This window comes from Micromonospora sp. CPCC 205554, assembly GCF_036902745.1.
GTDB lineage: Bacteria > Actinomycetota > Actinomycetes > Mycobacteriales > Micromonosporaceae > Micromonospora > Micromonospora tulbaghiae.
Genome location: NZ_JBAKHP010000001.1, coordinates 619,834 through 636,947, shown reverse-complemented (window position 1 = coordinate 636,947; position 17,114 = coordinate 619,834). Strand labels below are relative to the sequence as shown.

Annotated in this window: 16 protein-coding genes and 1 pseudogene; 9 read left to right on the top strand and 8 right to left on the bottom strand. The window is 71.5% G+C overall.

The genetic code is table 11. The annotated features are described in order from the left end of the window. Positions 1 to 53: 53 nt before the first annotated feature. Positions 54 to 755 (top strand): annotated as a pseudogene (locus tag V6U82_RS02780) (alkaline phosphatase PhoX); the annotation flags it as partial. On the opposite strand, the gene V6U82_RS02775 reads toward V6U82_RS02780, so the two are convergent. The 5 genes from V6U82_RS02775 to V6U82_RS02755 form a co-directional block, all read right to left on the bottom strand. Beyond that, positions 730 to 1,038 (bottom strand): hypothetical protein, encoded by a 309-nt coding sequence (locus V6U82_RS02775; protein WP_334458986.1) that lies wholly within the window; start codon positions 1,036 to 1,038, stop codon positions 730 to 732. The pseudogene V6U82_RS02780 and the gene V6U82_RS02775 sit on opposite strands and share 26 nt — an antisense overlap. A gap of 56 nt (positions 1,039 to 1,094) precedes the next feature. Continuing rightward, complete coding sequence (locus tag V6U82_RS02770) at positions 1,095 to 1,292, bottom strand: hypothetical protein (protein ID WP_128136408.1); 198 nt, start codon at positions 1,290 to 1,292, stop codon at positions 1,095 to 1,097. 47 nt (positions 1,293 to 1,339) lie between these two features. Next, positions 1,340 to 2,287 carry a hypothetical protein gene (locus V6U82_RS02765; RefSeq protein ID WP_334458984.1) on the bottom strand — a complete coding sequence of 316 codons (948 nt, stop codon included), beginning with the start codon at positions 2,285 to 2,287 and terminating at the stop codon, positions 1,340 to 1,342. Positions 2,288 to 2,416: 129 nt separating this feature from the next. Next, on the bottom strand, positions 2,417 to 3,553 hold the full coding sequence (locus V6U82_RS02760; protein ID WP_334458983.1) for a hypothetical protein: 1,137 nt from the start codon (positions 3,551 to 3,553) through the stop codon (positions 2,417 to 2,419). 147 nt (positions 3,554 to 3,700) lie between these two features. Then, positions 3,701 to 4,741 carry a DUF4034 domain-containing protein gene (locus V6U82_RS02755; RefSeq protein WP_128136411.1) on the bottom strand — a complete coding sequence of 347 codons (1,041 nt, stop codon included), beginning with the start codon at positions 4,739 to 4,741 and terminating at the stop codon, positions 3,701 to 3,703. A gap of 108 nt (positions 4,742 to 4,849) precedes the next feature. On the opposite strand from V6U82_RS02755, the gene V6U82_RS02750 reads away from it, so the two are divergent. Further along, positions 4,850 to 5,206, top strand: a complete 357-nt coding sequence (locus V6U82_RS02750; protein WP_128136412.1) for a nuclear transport factor 2 family protein — start codon at positions 4,850 to 4,852, stop codon at positions 5,204 to 5,206. Positions 5,207 to 5,269: 63 nt separating this feature from the next. On the opposite strand, the gene V6U82_RS02745 is transcribed toward V6U82_RS02750, so the two are convergent. Beyond that, positions 5,270 to 6,862 carry a beta-1,3-glucanase family protein gene (locus V6U82_RS02745; protein ID WP_334458982.1) on the bottom strand — a complete coding sequence of 531 codons (1,593 nt, stop codon included), beginning with the start codon at positions 6,860 to 6,862 and terminating at the stop codon, positions 5,270 to 5,272. A 168-nt stretch (positions 6,863 to 7,030) separates the two neighbouring features. Between V6U82_RS02745 and V6U82_RS02740 the strand changes: the two genes are divergently transcribed. Continuing rightward, complete coding sequence (locus V6U82_RS02740) at positions 7,031 to 7,471, top strand: hypothetical protein (protein ID WP_334458981.1); 441 nt, start codon at positions 7,031 to 7,033, stop codon at positions 7,469 to 7,471. A gap of 29 nt (positions 7,472 to 7,500) precedes the next feature. Here V6U82_RS02740 and V6U82_RS02735 read toward each other — a convergent pair whose 3' ends face one another. Continuing rightward, the gene (locus V6U82_RS02735) at positions 7,501 to 8,031 is read right to left on the bottom strand and encodes a hypothetical protein (RefSeq protein ID WP_334458980.1); all 531 of its coding nucleotides are present in this window, start codon (positions 8,029 to 8,031) and stop codon (positions 7,501 to 7,503) included. A 120-nt stretch (positions 8,032 to 8,151) separates the two neighbouring features. Further along, positions 8,152 to 9,150: an acetylxylan esterase gene (locus V6U82_RS02730; protein WP_334458979.1), complete on the bottom strand. Its 999-nt coding sequence runs from the start codon at positions 9,148 to 9,150 to the stop codon at positions 8,152 to 8,154. A gap of 87 nt (positions 9,151 to 9,237) precedes the next feature. Between V6U82_RS02730 and V6U82_RS02725 the strand changes: the two genes are divergently transcribed. From V6U82_RS02725 to V6U82_RS02700, 6 genes are read left to right on the top strand one after another with little or no spacing between them, the layout of a single operon-like run. Next, entirely contained in the window at positions 9,238 to 10,173 is a 936-nt protein-coding gene (locus tag V6U82_RS02725) for an ABC transporter permease (RefSeq protein ID WP_334458977.1), read from the top strand. Next, positions 10,170 to 11,108, top strand: a complete 939-nt coding sequence (locus V6U82_RS02720; RefSeq protein ID WP_258544637.1) for a carbohydrate ABC transporter permease — start codon at positions 10,170 to 10,172, stop codon at positions 11,106 to 11,108. The genes V6U82_RS02725 and V6U82_RS02720 overlap by 4 nt, the downstream gene beginning before the upstream one ends. A gap of 36 nt (positions 11,109 to 11,144) precedes the next feature. Continuing rightward, positions 11,145 to 12,788: an ABC transporter substrate-binding protein gene (locus V6U82_RS02715; RefSeq protein ID WP_334458976.1), complete on the top strand. Its 1,644-nt coding sequence runs from the start codon at positions 11,145 to 11,147 to the stop codon at positions 12,786 to 12,788. A 6-nt stretch (positions 12,789 to 12,794) separates the two neighbouring features. Next, a complete protein-coding gene (locus V6U82_RS02710) occupies positions 12,795 to 14,318 on the top strand; it encodes a GH39 family glycosyl hydrolase (protein ID WP_334458975.1) in 1,524 nt (507 codons plus the stop codon). After that, positions 14,315 to 15,004: a hypothetical protein gene (locus V6U82_RS02705; protein WP_334458974.1), complete on the top strand. Its 690-nt coding sequence runs from the start codon at positions 14,315 to 14,317 to the stop codon at positions 15,002 to 15,004. Before V6U82_RS02710 ends, V6U82_RS02705 begins: the two co-directional genes overlap by 4 nt. Then, the gene (locus V6U82_RS02700) at positions 15,001 to 17,112 is read left to right on the top strand and encodes an alpha-glucuronidase (protein ID WP_334458973.1); all 2,112 of its coding nucleotides are present in this window, start codon (positions 15,001 to 15,003) and stop codon (positions 17,110 to 17,112) included. The genes V6U82_RS02705 and V6U82_RS02700 overlap by 4 nt, the downstream gene beginning before the upstream one ends. Positions 17,113 to 17,114: the final 2 nt, after the last annotated feature.

Genomic DNA, 17,114 nt, shown 5'->3' with positions numbered 1-17,114 from the left:
CGGCGTGCGTAAGCTCCGCACGGTCAGATCTGGGGAACCTACGAGGAGGTTCCATGGATCGTCGAGCGATGTTGCGGGCCACTGTTGTCGGTGCGGGCGCCCTCGCCCTGCCGTTCACGGCGTGGTCGGCCGCGTACGGAGCCCCGGCGCAGAACGCGACGGGCCCCTACGGCGGGCTCCAGCCCGCCGTAGCCAACGGCATCCAGCTGCCGGCCGGGTTCACCAGCTCGATCGTCGCGCGGTCCCGCCGGACCGTGCCGGGGACGTCGTACACCTGGCACGACGCTCCCGACGGCGGCGCCGTGTTCCCCAACGGCACCGGCTGGATCTACGTGTCGAACTCCGAGGTGGCGGCCGGCGCGGGCGGCGGCGCCTCACGCCTGGTCTTCAACGCCAGCGGTGCCGTGGTCGGGGCGTCGCGGATCCTCTCCGGCACCAACAACAACTGCGCCGGCGGGAAGACGCCGTGGAACACCTGGCTCTCCTGCGAGGAGGTGTCCCTGGGCCGGGTCTTCGAGACGTACCCCCTCGGCGGGACCGCCGTGGCGCGGCCCGCGATGGGCCGGTTCAAGCACGAGGCGGCCGCGGCCGACCCGGTCCGCCGGGTCGTCTACCTGACCGAGGACGAGACCGACGGCAAGTTCTACCGCTTCGTGCCGACCACCTGGGGCGACCTGTCCGCCGGAACCCTCCAGGTCTTCCGCGCAGGCACGGCCACCTCCGGCACGTTCACCTGGGCCACGGTGCCGCCACCGTGACGGTGCCGGCGGCGGAGGCGAGCACCGGCCGTCCCCACGCCTGCCCGGAGGTCGGGAAGAGGTCGACGTCGTAGTCGTCGTGCCCCGGATAGGTGGACAGCCGCCACGTCTCGCCGCAGGCCACCGGAAGCTGGAAGTCCGGTCGCGGGCCGGGTGGCCGCACCAGCGGCACCACGACCGCCGCGGCGACGGCGAGCACCGCGAGGACGCCGACGACCAGCAGGACGCGCGGGGCGCGGCGGCGCGGGCGGCGGGAACCGTGGGGACGCTCGGTGGTCATCGTTGTCGAGCATGACAGGCGGTGCTGTGGGCAGCCTGACCGGCTCGTGTCGACGGCTACGGGCGCGGCCCGACGGTCGGCATCCAGGTCGTGGCCCACACGAGAGCACACGGCAACGCCGCGAGCCGGCAGCCGTGTCCGGCGTCGAGACCGGCCAGCAGCGGGTTGACGCCGTCGTCCGACGGCCCGGCGGAGCCGCCGAAGGGCAGAAGCGTCCCGTCGACGTCCAGGAACAGCAGCGGACGATCAGTCATCGCCCGCCGTGCCGAGGGGTTCGCGGATCCGGGTGTCCATCCGGGCCTCAGCTCAGCTCGATGACGGGCCGGGTCAGGATCTCGTCGGCGTACCCGTCGTCGGAGGCGAACCACCGGCCGAAGTCCTCGTCGCGGTACGCAGTGGCGAGGGTGAGCCAGCCCAGGAAGAAGCCGCTTCCGCCACAGGTGGCACCGCCGCCGTCTCCTCCGCACACGACGGTGCGTTCGGTCGTCGCCTCGTGCCGGTAGGGATCCTGCCCGATCGCCAGGCCCCAGAGGTTCTCCTGCCGGTGCGGGCCGGTCTTGTGGTCGTACGGATAGCCGGCGTCGGCGCAGTCGTCGCCCCAGCGGAACAGTGTCGTCGCACCGGCGCCGCACGCCCACTCCCACTCGTCCGGGGAGGCCGTCCGCAGACCGAGGCTCGCGAGCCCGGCCATCGCCTCGTCGTACGAGACCTCGCGGATCGCCCGTGCGCGCACCACCTGCCCGGTCCGGTCGAACTCGACGCTCAGCCCGTCACCGCCCGATCCGACGGTGCGCAGCCCGCCGAGCCGCCCTCCGGCCGACGCGACCAGCTCCCGCACCCGGGGGTCGTCCGGCGCCAGCGGAATCTCGCACGGGTCGAACGCGTCCACCGCGACCAGCATCGCCGGCATGTCGACGTCGCGTGCGGGCGAGGTCATCGCGTCGACGTACTCGGTCAGCGACGGAAGCCCGAACTCGGCGGTGCTGTCGGCGTAGTCGGCGGCCTGGCGCGGATGGGGCCGGAACCGGCCCGCGTCGTAGCCGAGCGCCGGCCGGCCGCCGGGTACGAGCGCGAACCGCATCCCGGCACGGTCGAACAGCGCCGTCCGGTGCGACCGCCCCGCGTACGCCGTGTGCTGCACGCCGACCACTGTCAGCTCGTGCCGCGCGGCGATGTCCTGGGCGATCCGGCGGGCAGCGCCGTCGGAGAGATCGTTCCACTGCGCGAAACTGAGATCGGCGTACGACACCGCGGAAGGATAGCCACGGGCTCCGACAAGACCGGCCGCCCCGCCTCCACCTCGGAGACGGGCCGGCGGGTGCGCGGCGGCGTGCCGCGACCGGTCGGTGGTCCGGTTGACGAGCTCACACCCGTGCCCTCACCTGGTCCGCTCGATCACGGCGGTGAGGCGGAGCCCGGCGGTCGACACGGTGCCGCTCCCCCAGAACGACGAGGTCCCCGGGATGTTGGCCAGGCCGTCCAGGCTCGGGTCGTTGCCGTCGACCTTCGGCCCGTACGCGACGCTCCATCGCCCCCCGGTGTAGCGCAGCAGCAGCGTGCCCGGGTACTCGACGTACGGCGGGATCGGATTCGTGCCGCTGATCCAGACGTTGCCGTTCGCGTCGCCCGCGACGGCGTACGCCCAGCCGGCGGGGGCCGGTCCGGCCACCCGCTGCCACGTCCGGCCGTCCCAGTGCAGGATGACCGGCTTCGGGGCGGAGTCGTAGTCCTGGGTACCGACCGCCCAGGCGTCGGTCGACGAGCGGGCCCACACGCCGGTGAGCCGGGCGCTCGGGATCGGTGGCAGTGGCGCCACCCGCCACGATCCGCCGACGCGCTGCGCGATCATCGGCTCCGGGTAGGGCGCGTCGGCGACGTACCGTTCGCCGGCGGCGAAGACGCCACCGTCCGGAGTGCGGGAGACCGCTCGCAGGACGCCGTTGAGTCCCTCCGTTCCCGGTACCGCGACCCGGCCGAACTGACCGGTGCCGCCTTCCACGACCAGGGGCCGGCCGCCGTCGTGGCCGACGAACACGGCCCGGCCGCCGCCGGTGGCGGCCACGTCCAGCAGCGCCGAGGTCCCGGTCGGGGCGGGCCACGGCGCGTGCGCCGTCCAGGTCACGCCGTCGAAGTGCCCGGCGTACGACTCGCCGACGCGACGGGAGCCCACCGTCCAGACGTCCCGGGCGCTCGCCGCGTCCACCTTGTACAGCACGTGCGCCTCGTGCGGCAGCCGCCGCTCCGTCCACGTCCGCCCGTTCCACCGCAGCAGGGCGTACGGCTGGTCGATCGAGTAGCCCGTATAGGTGGACGCCTGGTAGCCGACCGACCAGGCGTTGTTCGGTCCGGTCGCGGCCACGTCGGTCAGCCGGCTCTCGTGGATCAACGCGGGGACCGTCGCCGTCCATGTCGATGGCGTCGCGGCGGCGGCCGGCGTGACCGGCGGAAGCAGCACGCCCGCCACCAGAGTGGAGACTGTCGCTACGGACAGCCCGTACCGTGCCGGTGATCCCATGGTGACCCTCTTCCCGGGTTGGTGGCCGGACCTCAGCATCCCGTTCCGGGAAGGTCCGTGTGCGCCCGAGCGCGGTCCCGTAAGAGAGTGGTAAGAACGGCTCCTCCGAGGGGGAATCGACTGTGGCCGCGACGGCCTCGCCTGCGGTCAGGCGGCGCGGCGGGCGCGGCGACGGGCTCGGAGGAAGACGGCGTCGTGCCGCTCGTCGCCCCACCAGGCCCACGGAACGCCGGTCACGTACCGGCCGATCGACGCGAACACCGGCGCGGCCTCGGCGTCACGGCCGGTGCGCACCAGCCCGTACGCCAGGAAGTTCGCGTCGTCGAGCCAGTCGGCGTGCCGGGTCGCCGGCTGGTGGAACCACCGGTTCAGCGCGTTGTCGAGATCCGACTGCATGACCGGATCCTGTCGCCACCGCTCGCCGATCTCCTCGGCGGTACCGCCGTGGGGTTCGCGATCCTGCTCCCACAGCGCCCACTCCGCGGCGGCCCGAACCGGCAGCACGAGTAGTGGTGAGCCGGTGGGCGCCGTGGCGGCGACCGAGCGGGCGAAGCCGAACATCGCCTCGTGCGAGCCGCTCCATTTCCGGCAGTGGTAGGTCAGCTTGAAGACGTGGCCCTGATGGTGCCGGGGATCCCGCTTGGTCAGCTCACGCCACGTCTCCTCGACGTCCTCCAGTGGCGCACTCTCGTCGATCATGAGATTGAGCCGGTGCGCCCACGGGGTGGGGTCGTCCGGTGCGAGCCGCATCGCGACATCGTTCACCTGCCGGGCCAGGTTCAGCAGGCGGTGGAACTCGGCCCACTGCTCCCGACGGACGTTGGAGGCCCAGTCGCCGCCGCGCACCTCCCACGCCCGTGCCATCAGCGAACGGGCGCGGACGAGCTGGGCGTCCGGATCGGCGGGCGCGCGCGACGCCCAGCGGTCGGTCCAGGCGTCTGTGGTGTCGACGCGACCGGTCGTACGGTCGACCCGCGATCCCAGCCCACGAGCGGTCGATTCGGCCAGCACACGGACGTACCGTGCCCGGCGGTCGTAGTCGTCCCGGGTGGCGGCCAGAGCCTTCCGGGCCGGTCCGATGTCGGAGCCGTACCGCGCCTGCGTGCACGCCTCGCGCAGCGCGGCGTCGTCCTGCGCCGGGTTGGGGTCGATCTGGCGGGTGAGTATCCGCCACACAGTCGAGATCATGGTCAGGGATGGTAGATGTCAGCGAACAGGGGTGTGGGCCGCAACGTTGCCGTTCTGCCGCGAGCTAACCCGCTTGTCGTGGTGCGGGGCGCCGGAGAGGATCGGTGGATGGATCTCCGTGCTGCGGAACGGCGGCTCCAAGCCGCTCAGCGTGCCGCCGATGTCGAGTCCCTCGACGCGCTTCTGCACCCCCGGGTCGTGGGTGCCGGACCGGACGGCACGGTCTTCACCAAGGAGGACGATCTGGAGAGCTACCGCTCGGGGGCCCTGCGGATCACCGGCCTGGTGGAGGAGTCGCTCGACGTCCAGGACGACGGTGAGACCGGGGTGACCCGCACCGTCGCTGCGGTGGATGCGGTCCAGGGCGGTGCCGTCGTGTCCGCGCGGTTGCGCTACACCCGGCTGTGGGTGCGGGAGGACGGCAACTGGCGGGTGCTGGCCGCCACCTTCGTCCCGGTCCAGTGAGCGCTCCACCTGCCGGTGGCGGGGGCGACCTTCGGTCGGCCCCCGCCCTCGCCGCGTGGCCGGTCAGCCCTTGCGCCACTTCTGGTTGGCAGTGCCCCCACAGTCCCAGAGCTGGAGCCTCGCGCCGTCGTCGCCGTTCCAGTCCTTGATGTCGACGCACTTGCCGGCCTGAAGGTTGACCAGGTCTCCGGCGGCGTTCAGGGTGAACTGCTGCGCGCCGGTGCCGTTGCAGGTGTAGAGCTGCACCACCGCCCCGTTGGCGGTGGACCCGGCGTCGATGTCCATGCACTTGTTGTTCTGGCTCTTCAGCGCCGTGCCGCTGAACGTCCACTTCTGCGCGTCGGTGTTGTTGCAGTTCCACATCTGCAGCGGCGCGCGGTCGGCGAAGTTGGAGCTCGGCACGTCGATGCACTTGTTGTTCCAGGTGCTGACCACGGGCACCCCGGTGGTCGGGGTGCCGCCGCCACCGCCGGTGAACGGGCTGAGGATCAGTCCGGCCGAACGGGGGTCGCCGTCGTGCACCAGCGACTCGAATCCGCCGACGTCGTCGAAGGCGAACGCGTACGCCCGGCCGTCGGTCATGTTGGCGTGGATCAGGCGGGCGTACTGGTTGGTGGGGTTGTTGCGGTAGAAGCCGGCGGCGTTGGTGCTGGGCTGGGTGTCGACGGTGCCGAGCGTGCCCCGGTTGAGGGCGGCGCAGAGCGTACGTGAGATCGGGCCGACCACCTGGTCGTTGGGCGCGGGCAGGTCGCCGTCGCAGCCCCAGACGCTGGCCGAGGAGGGCCGGTTGAAGGAGGCGACCACCTGACCGCTGCCGTTGGTGAAGGTCATGGTGGTGCCCGAGGTACGGCCGTAGTACCGGATGCCCGGCTGGTCGGCGAAGGGCGCCACGGTCAGCGTCTTCGTGGTGTACGCGTTCCACGCGGAGGCGATGTAGGAGTCCAGGTAGGTGGCGCTCAGCAGCCCGGCACCGGCCGCCTTGCCCGGAGCCAGGACGCGCAGCACGGTCCCGTCGGAGCGGGTGTGGACGGTGCCGGCCCAGCCCGGCTGTGCCCGGATGCCGTCGATGACCGCGTTGCGCCCGTTGGCCACCACGTCGCCGGTGCGCTTGGTGACGCCGGTGGCGCCGGTCACGGTGACCGCGTGCGGGATGGCGAACATGTCGACCTGAGAGCTGTTGAGCCACAGCCCGGAGTCGTTGTAGGTGAACTCGCTCCAGTCGAAGAGGATGTCGCGGTTCGCGTCACCGGCCGCCCAGGGTGCGGGCTGTACCAGCCCGTCCGGGGTGAGGAAGAACTTCAGCTTCTGCCCGAGTGCGAAGTAGGCCCGGCCGGAGAAGCCACGGGGAAACCGGATCGTGGTGCTGCCGCCGTTGGCGGGGCCCGGTATGGAGACGTCCGGCGCGGGCGACGGCGGGATCTGCCCGCCGGTCCAGGGCACGAAGGTGCCGCCGGAGGTGACGTAGCCGAGCCGGCCGGAGGACAACTGGACGCCGATGACATAGAGGTGGACCGGGTCGCTGCGGCCGGTGGTGTTGGTGACGGTGACGGGCAGCAACGCCGGTCCGACCGCGTGGGCGGGCGTGGCGGCGACGGTGCCCGCGAGTCCGGCGACCAGGGCGGACGCGGCGGCGAGCAGCTTTCTTCGGAGACGCATGGCGACACCTCGCTGGAGACGGGACGGGAGAGCGCTCTCTCAGCAGAGTCCAATTGTTAATATTGTTTGTCAATAGGTGGTCACCTATGGAAGCGGGCCCGTCGCTCCGACGGGACACGGGCGTCTATGATCCACTTTGGACGTATCAGCGGTAGGATCGGGGATTTCATGAAGCGCGCACTTTCGATGTTGACGGTGCTGGTGACCATCGGGGCGGGCCTGACGGCCGGCGCCCCCGCCGCCCAGGCGGCCGGCTCCTGCTCGGGGACCATCACCTACAGCCAGGTGCAGTCGTCCGGGCTCGGTGAACTGGTGATCTACTACAACAGCAGCAACGGGGGCACCAACAGCGCCTGCTTCTACCACCGCGGCGCGGCGTACGGGAAGTCGGCTCCGACCTTCGTGCAGATCTACCGCTGCGCGGAGCGTTCGGGCGAGGGCGCGCACTGCACCCGATCGGGAGGCGCGGACACCAATTCCGGCGACTTCAGCTACTACGCCGGCCCGGTCGCCGTCACCGGCACGGCGACCTACTGCGTCGAGGCGGTCGGCTACATCGGATGGGCTGGTCAGCGCCACCAGATCTACAGCCGCCGCCAGGGTTGCTGACTCCCCTCGGGCAGCGCCGGGCGGTACGCCTAGGTGAGCGCGTGCACCAGTGCGGTCGCCGCTCCGGCCAGGAGCGCCACACCCGTGCCGGCACCGACGGCGGCGCTGGGCGTGAGGTCGTACCGTCGGGCGACGGCGACGCCGCCGAGCGCGACCAGGGTGACCAGCGCGGCCCAGATCGCGAGGGCCGGATACCCCAGAAGTGGCGCCAGGGGAAAGAAGTGCAGGCCGACGATCAGGGCGATCCAGGCCGGAACCAGGGGCGTGCGGCCGGTCCGCCGGAGCCAGATCGCGCCGGCGGCGCAGAGGACCACCTCGATCAGGACGATCACACCGAAGACCGGCCCCGTCCTGTCGTCCACGGAGCTGCCCTCGTGCCAGGTGCGTGCGGTGACGATGCCACCGGTGATCGCCGCGGCCAGGGACAACACCGAGCCGATGCCGAGCCACGGACGCCACGCCTTGGGCGGTGCCTCCTGCGCCCAGCCGAACCAGGCCATCCCGAAGACTCCGAAGATCGCGGCGGTGGCTGCGGCGTTGGCCGTGAATTCTGCATCCATCGGCGCAGTCTAGGGGCGGACGACAGTCGCCCCGGAGGGTGCCCGCGCAGGCGCCACGACGCCTGCCCCGAGACACCGGCCCAGGTCCAGGCGCTCCGCTGCGCACATCCGGTGGGTCCGTCACCCGGCTACGGTCCCGGTGGGACGGATCACCGCGTCGAGCCAGCGCAGCTGCCGCCGGACGTGGACGGCCTCCCCGCCCTCGTGCCCGTTGAACGGGTACGTGTGCATCTCCCGTGACGGCACCGTCGATCCGGCGGCGGCGTACTGGTTGTAGGCGGCGAAGCCGGTGCTCGGTGGGCAGACCTCGTCCCGCAGGCCGATCCCGAAGTGCGCCGGAGCGGTGGCCCGCCGGGCGAAGGTGACGCCGTCGACATAGGACAGTGTGTGCCGGACCTGCTCCTCCGCCTCGCGGTGCACCGCCAGGTAGCGGGCGATCTCGCCGTAGGGGGACGCCTCGGTGAGTTCGATGGCGCGCTGGATGTCGCACAGGAACGGGGCGGTGACCAGGAGCGCGGCGAGGCCGTCGACCAGGCCCGCCGCCGCGAGCGCGAGTCCACCACCCTGGCTGTTGCCCACCGCGGCGACGCGGGCCGGGTCCACCCCGGGCAGTACGCGGACGGCGTCGACCGCGCGGACCGCGTCGGTGATCAGGCGGCGGTAGTGGTAGTCGTCCGGGGTCAGGATTCCCCGCGTGGCGGGACTGGGCCCGCCGGGCGCGTCGTGCGGGTCCGGGGTGTCGCCGCGGCTGAACAGTCCGGCCTGTCCCCGGTTGTCCACCAGCAGGTGGGCGTAACCGGCCACCGGCCAGATGAGCCGCTCGCCCGGCAGGCCCCGGCCGCGTCCGTACCCGGGGTACTCCACCACGGCCGGCAGCGGCTCCTGCACGCCCGCGGGGCGGGTGTACCAGGCCCGGACCGGCTCCCCGGCGAAGCCGGCGAACGTCACGTCCCACACGTCGACCAGCCGCAGGCCGGTGGGTTCGGGACGGACGCGGACGAGCGGCGGGGTGGCCGCGGCGGCGGTGAGGGTGGCGCGCCAGAACTGGTCGAAGTCGGCGGGCTCGACGACGGCCGGCGCATAGCGGCGGAGCTGGTCGAGGGAGTTGTCAATCGACACTCTTGACACGCGATAACGATACCCATAAATTTCCGAAAGGCTTACGGCGTATTACCGGAAAGTTCCGGTCGATGGTCAGGCGGGAGGATGAGCTTGGCATCCCCGATCCGGCGCGGTCGCCGTACGCCCTGGCGGCGGGCCCTGCGCCGGGACTGGCAGCTCTACTCGCTGGCCGTCCTGCCGCTGCTGTTCTTCCTGACGTTCCGCTACCTGCCGATGCTCGGCAACGTGATCGCGTTCCGGCGCTTCCAGCCGGGCGGCAGCCTGTTCGGCGAGTACTGGACCGGGCTGCGGTACTTCCGGCTGTTCTTCACCGACCCCACCTTCTGGAACGTGTTCACCAACACGCTCGTGCTGGGCGCGCTGACCCTGGTGTTCTGCTTCCCGCTGCCGATCGTGCTCGCACTGCTGCTCAACGAGGTGCGCAACCGCGCCCTCAAGCGGTTCGTGCAGTCGGTGTCCTACCTGCCGCACTTCCTGTCGATCGTGATCGTGGCCGCCATGGTCCTGCAGCTGCTGTCGGTGGACGGCACGGTGAACCAGATGGTGCGCGCCGTGGGCGGCGAGCCGGTCCCGTTCATGCAGCAGGCGGGATGGTTCCGGACGATCTACGTCTCCTCGGAGGTCTGGCAGACCGTCGGCTGGGGCACCATCCTCTACCTCGCCGCGCTGACCACTGTCGACGGCGACCTGTACGAGGCGGCCCGCATCGACGGCGCCAACCGGTGGCGGCAGACCTGGCACGTGACGCTGCCGGGGATCCGGCCGACGATGGTGACCCTGCTGATCCTCAACATCGGCACCTTCATGGCCGTCGGCTTCGAGAAGATCCTCCTGCTGTACAACCCGCTCACCTACCCGACGGCGGACGTGATCTCGACCTACCTGTACCGGGTGGGCATCGTCTCCGGGAACCTCAGCTACGCCGCCGCGATCGGCCTGTTCGAGTCCGTGATCGGGCTGACGCTGGTGCTGTCGGCGAACGCGATCTCCCGGCGCACGGTGGGGACGAGCCTGTGGTGAGCACGCAGGCCCGTACCCCGGCCCGTACGCGGGAACCGGCCGCCCGCCCGCGTGGCCCCCGGCCCACCCGGGGCTACCGGGTCTTCCAGGCGGTCAACGCCGTCGTGCTGACCGGCGTCGTGGTGGTGACCCTGTACCCGTTCCTCACCATCGTGGCCCGCTCGCTCAGCGACAACGCGTACATCGTCGCGGGTGAGGTGAACCTTGTGCCGCGGGGGTTCAACCTCACCGCGTACCGGGTGGTGACCTCCGACCCGACGTTCTGGGTCAGCTACCGCAACACCGTCTTCTACACGGTGGTCGCCACGCTCATCTCCGTCGTGCTGACCACCTGCTACGCGTACGTGCTGTCGAAGCGGCACCTTCGGGGCCGGACCGCGCTGGTCGGCATCGCCGTGTTCACCATGTTCTTCACCGGCGGCCTGATCCCCAACTATGTCCTGGTCACCAGCCTGGGGCTGAAGAACACCGTGTGGGCGATCGCCCTGCCCAACGCCATCAACGTGTTCAACCTGCTGGTGATGAAGGCGTTCTTCGAGGGCCTGCCGGTCGAGCTGGAGGAGGCCGCCGCCGTCGACGGGTTGAACACGTACGGCACGCTGCTGCGGATCGTGCTGCCGTTGTCGAAGGCGATGGTCGCCACGATGGTGCTGTTCTACGCCGTCTCGTTCTGGAACTCCTGGTTCGCCGCGTTCCTCTACATGGACCGTCAGGACCTGCTCCCGGTCACCGTCTACCTGCGCAACCTCATCGCGGGCGCGACCGACGCCACGCAGACCGGCGGTGGCCTCGGCAGCGCCGGCGACGTCGTCCAGTCCGCCGCCACCATCCAGTCCGTGACGATCGTGCTGACGATCCTGCCGATCCTCGCGGTCTATCCCTTCATCCAGCGCTACTTCGTCTCCGGAGTCATGCTCGGCGCCGTGAAGGGATAGCCGCCCACGCACCCCCACCACCGGAAGGAAGAACCCATGGCCCAGCTGTCCCGGCGCCAGGTGCTGCTCGCCACCGGCGCGGCCGCCGTCGTCTCCCTGGCGGGTTGCGGCGACGACACCCCCGACAAGAAGGACCTCGACCGCAACCGTGCCGGCGCGATGGAGAAGTACGGTGTCGGGGACCAGTTCAAGGCCACCGAGCCGGTCACGTTCTCGATCCTCTACAACAACCACCCGAACTACCCGCTCAAGCCGGAGTGGCTGTTCTGGACCGAGCTGGCCGGGCGGACGAACGTCAAGCTGGACCCGGTAGCCGTGCCGCTGAGCGACTACGAGCAGAAGCGCAGCGTACTGGTCGGCTCCGGCGACGCCCCGCTGATCATCCCGAAGACCTACCACCCGCAGGAGAACTCGTACGTCTCCTCCGGCGCGATCCTGCCGGTCAGTGACTACCTCGACCTGATGCCGCACTTCAAGGACAAGATCGAGCGGTGGAAGCTCCAGCCGGAGATGGACACGCTCCGGCAGGAGGACGGCAAGTTCTACCTGCTGCCCGGACTGCACGAGAAGCCCTGGCAGGACTACACACTCGCGGTCCGCACCGACGTGCTGGAGCAGCTGAAGATCCCGTCCCCCACCACGTGGGACGAGGTGTACGCCATGCTCAAGGCGATGAAGGCGGCCCACCCGGACGTCATCCCGTTCTCCGACCGCTTCGGCAAGCCCAACCCGGCCGGCAACCTGCTGAACATGCTCGCCCTGGCACACGGCCTGCCCGGCGCCGGCTGGAACTACCAGCCGACGAGCTGGGACGCCGGGGCCGGGAGGTACGTCTTCACCGGCGCGTCGGACGGCTACCGGCAGGTGGTGGAGTACCTCCACAAGCTGGTCGCCGAAGGGCTGCTCGACCCGGAGACGTTCACCCAGACCGACGACCAGGCCCGGCAGAAGCTCGCCAGCGGCAAGTCCTTCGTGATCAGCACGAACGCGCAGACGCTGGTGAACGACTACCGCCCGGACATCGCGAAGATCAACCCGAACGCCCGGCTCGGCAAGATCCTCTTCCCGGTCGGGCCGACCGGCCCGGTCAACGCGGCGAGCCGGCTGGAGAACGGCGTGATGATCTCCAGCAAGGCCCGCGACGGCAAGAACTTCGTGGCCATGATGCAGTTCGTCGACTGGCTCTGGTACTCCGACGCCGGCCAGGAGTTCGCCAAGTGGGGCGTCGAGGGCACCACGTACACCAAGGACGCCTCGGGCAAGCGCACCCTCGCCCCGGACGTCAACGTCATCGGGCTCAACCCCAAGGGCAGCAAGCACCTGCAGAAGGACTTCGGCTTCTACAACGGCGTCTTCGCGTACGGCGGCAAGCTCGACCTGGTGCAGTCGTTCTTCTCGCCCGAGGAACTGGAGTTCCAGAAGGAGATGAACGCCCGCAAGGCCGCGCCCTGGGTGACTCCGCCACCCGCGCCGCTCAGTGACGAGGAGCGGGAGCAGACGACGCTGTGGGCGACCGCGCTGAAGGACCACGTCACCCAGAACACGCTGAAGTTCGCCCTCGGCCAGCGGCCGCTGAGCGAGTGGGACGCCTACGTCTCGGAGTTGAAGGGCAAGAATGCGCAGGCCTACACCGACCTGGTCAACAAGGCGTACGAGCGGTACCGCAAGAGCCACGGCTGACCGGCGATGCGCGGCACCGTTCCCGAGCGGCCCGTCGGCCGGCTGACCGACGCCTGGCGTACCTGCGTGGGCACCGGCCGGTTCGACCTGGCGCTGCGACGCGACTATCAGGACTCGCTGGCGCTGGTGCAGCGGGACATCGGCTTCCGGCACATCCGCGGGCACGGGCTGCTCAGCGACGGCGTCGGGGTGCACCGCCCCTACGACCACCGGGGCGAGCGCCGGGTGCGGCACGTCTTCACCTACGTCGACCAGGTCGTCGACGCCTACCTCGAAATGGGCATCCGGCCCTTCGTGGAGCTGGGGTTCATGCCCTCGGCGCTCGCCTCCGGCGACCAGACGGTGTTCTGGTGGCGGGGCAACGTGACGCCTCCCCGGTCGTACACCGAATGGGGTGACCTGGTCCGTGCCACGGTGGCCCACCTGGTCGACCGGTACGGCCTGGACGAGGTGCGCGGCTGGCCCGTCGAGGTGTGGAACGAGCCCAACCTGACGGCGTTCTGGGCGCGCGCCGACCAGAACGCCTACCACCGCCTCTACGAGGTGTCGGCGCACGCCGTCAAGGACGTCGACGCGGCGCTCCAGGTCGGCGGCCCGGCCCTCTCACCCGGGGCCGACGAGTGGCTCAAGCCGTTCGCCGAGTTCGTCACCGACCGCGACGTGCCGGTCGACTTCGTCAGCCGGCACGCCTACACCTCCGGCCCCGCCCGGCACGTGCCGTTCGGCACCCGGCAGACCCTGGCCCCGGCCACGGAACTGCTGGAGCAGTTCGCCGCGCCCCGCCGGCACCTGGCCGGCACCGCGCTGGCCGGCCGCCCGGTGCACATCACCGAGTTCAACTCCTCCTACCGGCCGGACAACCCGATCCACGACACGGCCTTCCACGCCGCCTACCTCGCGCCGGTGCTGGCCGGCGGCGGGGACCTGGTCGACTCCTTCTCCTACTGGACCTTCAGCGACGTGTTCGAGGAGGAGGGGGTGCCGACCGCGCCGCTGCACGGCGGCTTCGGCCTGCTCACCCACCGGCAGATCAAGAAACCCACCTACCACCTGTACGCGTTCATGGCCCGGCTCGGCGACGAGGTGCTCGCGCGCGGGCCGGACCATCTCGTCACCCGGCACCCCGACGGCCGGGTCGCGGTGCTGGCCTGGGCCCCGGTGGACGTCACCGGCCGGGAACCGGCACCCGAGCGGCACAGCGTGTCGCTGTCGGTTCCGATCGGCCCGCCGGGTACCGCGTCGGCGTTCCTGCTCCGCTCGTCGGTGAGCGAGGACGCCGGCAACGCCTTCGCGGCCTGGCGGGAGATGGGCAGCCCGCACTCGCCCCGCCCTCGGCAGCTCGACGCGTTGCGGGAGGCCGCCGAGCCGGCCCGTACCCACCGGGCCCTGCCGGTCGCGGGCGGGCGGGCCGACCTCGACCTCGACCTCGCCCGGCACGAGGTGACCCTCGCCGAGCTGACCCCGGTGGTGGACGAGACCCCGCCGTGGTGGGACGACAGGCTGCTCGACCCGCCCGGGGACCGACGGTGACCGGCGCGACCGGCGGGCTGCGGGAGTTCGGCGACGGGCCCTTGTCGCGGGCCGCCGCGACGGTCCACACCCTGCTCGTGGTCGAACTGCTGCTCCTGGCGAGCATGCTGCCCGGCCTGGCCGTGCTCGTGCTGCTCGAACGCGACAGCAGCAACCTTCCACTCGTCGCCGCCGCCGCGCTGCCGGTCGGTCCGGCGGTCTCGGCCGCCCTGTACACGCTGCGGCACCAACGCCCCGACCTGACCGATCTCCGTCCGGCGGCCGTGTTCCGCCGGGCCTACCGGGCCAACCTGCCGGGCGTGCTGCGCGTCTGGGCGCCGACGCTGCTGTGGCTCGCAGTCATCGCGGTCAACCTGGCGAACCTGCCCGCCGCCGCGGTCCCCGGCTGGTGGGCGGTGCCGCTGGTGGCGGTCGGTGCGGGGGTGGTCCTGGTCGGCCTCAACGCGCTGGTGATCGTCTCGCTGTTCACCTTCCGCACCCGCGACGTGCTCCGGCTCGCCGTCTACTTCGTGGCGCGCAGGCCCGGCGTCACAGTCGGCAACGTCGTGCTGCTGGCCGCCGCCGCCGGTGTCACAGCGGTGTTCTCCGAGGCGGTGCTCGCCCTGGCGGCCGCGCTCATGGTGCTGGCGCTGCTGCGGATCGGCGATCCGATGATCGACGACATCCGGGCGGAGTTCACCGCATGAGCGTTCCGGTCACCGGCCGGGCGTCCGCCGACGCCGGCGAGTCGACCTGGCACGCCGCCTGGCTGCCGCCCGCCGCGTTCCGCGACCTCGGCTCCCGCGGGGTGCTGGTGCACGGCGACGGCCTCCTGGTCGACACCGTCCTCGACGAGGTGAGCCGGGCCTGCGCCCGGTACGGCGGACGGGTCTGGCACGGTCCACCGTGGCAGGTGGACGCCGACCTGGTGCTGGCCCTGCGCGAGGCCGGTCCGGTGCCGAACGCGGCGGCGGAGGCGGCCCGGCTCGGTGCGACACCGGCGGTGAACGGCACTGGTGACGGCGCCCTCGGCGACGAGGGGTACCTGCTGGCGCGGGTGAACGGCGTGACGGTGGTCCTGGCCGACGCGCCGGCCGGCCTGCTGTACGGGATGTTCCACGTGGTCCGGCTCGGCGCGGCGGCCTTCGACGACGACCTTCCGGCGCGCCGGCACCGGCCGGTGCTGGACCGGCGCATGCTCGACCATTGGGACAACGTGGCCGTACACCCGGTGTCGGGCCAGGTCGAGCGCGGCTACGCCGGCGGCTCCCTGTTCTGGCGCGACGGCGCCGCCCGGCGCGAGCCCGCCCGGCTCCGGGACTACGGGCGCCTGCTCGCCGCCTGCGGCGTCAACGCGATCTCGGTGAACAACGTCAACGTGCACGACACCGAGGCGCGGCTGCTGACCGACCGGCTCGGCGACGTCGCGGAGATCGCCGAGGTGCTCCGCCCGTACGGCATCCGGGTGCATCTGTCGGTGACCTTCGCCGCGCCGGTGGTCCTCGGCGGCCTGCCCACCGCCGACCCCCTGGACGAGCGGGTACGGGCCTGGTGGGCCGCCGCCACCCGGCGGGTCTACCAGCGGATCCCCGACTTCGGCGGCTACCTGGTGAAGGCCGACTCCGAGGGCCGGCCCGGCCCGTTCGCGTACGGGCGCGACCACGCCGACGGCGCGAACCTGCTCGCCGAGGCGCTCGCCCCCCACGGCGGCGTGGTGCACTGGCGGGCGTTCGTCTACGACCACCGCCAGGACTGGCGGGACCGGTCGACCGACCGGGCCCGGGCCGCGTACGACCACTTCGCGCCGCTGGACGGGCGATTCGCCGGCAACGTGATCCTCCAGGTGAAGTTCGGCCCGATGGACTTCCAGCCACGCGAACCGGTGTCCCCGGTGCTGGCCGCGATGCCGGCCACCCGGCTGGCGGTGGAGGTGCAGGCGACGCAGGAGTACACCGGCCAGCAGCGGCACGTCTGCTACCTCGGACCATGGTGGAGCGAGGTGCTGCGGTTCCGGCCCCGGGGCGAGGCCGGCGGCACGATCGCCGACGTGGCGGCCGGCCGGGCGGGCACCGGCGGCGGCCTGGTCGCCGTGGCCAACGTGGGCGACGACCCGTTCTGGACCGGGCACCCCCTGGCCCAGGCGAACCTGTACGCCTTCGGTCGGCTCGCCTGGGATCCGCTGCTGGATCCCGCCGCGATCCTCGACGAGTGGATCGACCTGACCTGGCTGCCGGTCACCACAGGCGATCCGGAACCGGTGCGGCGAACGATGCACGCGATCATGGACGACTCCTGGCGCACCTACGAGCGCTACACCGCCCCGCTCGGCGTCGGCTTCATGGTGCGGCCCGGCCACCACTACGGCCCGGACGTGGACGGCTACGAGTACACCCCGTGGGGGACCTACCACTTCGCCGACCGCGACGGCGTCGGGGTGGACCGGACCCGGGCGACCGGGACCGGCTTCACCGGCCAGTACCCGCCGCCGTGGTCGGAGGTGTACGAGTCAGTCGAGCGCTGCCCCGACGAACTGCTGTTGTTCTTCCACCACGTCCCCTACCGGCACGTGCTGCACGGCGGCCGTACCGTGATCCAGCACATCTACGACACGCACTTCGCCGGGGTCGAGGAGGTGGCGGCGATGCGGGAGCGGTGGCGGCTCGTCGCCGGGGCGGTCGACCCGGCCGTCCACGACCGGGTCGCCGAGCGCCTCGACGAACAGCTCCGCAGCGCCGTCGAGTGGCGGGACCAGATCAACACCTACTTCTTCCGCAAGTCCGGGGTGCCGGACGCGCACGGTCGCCGCATCCACTGAAC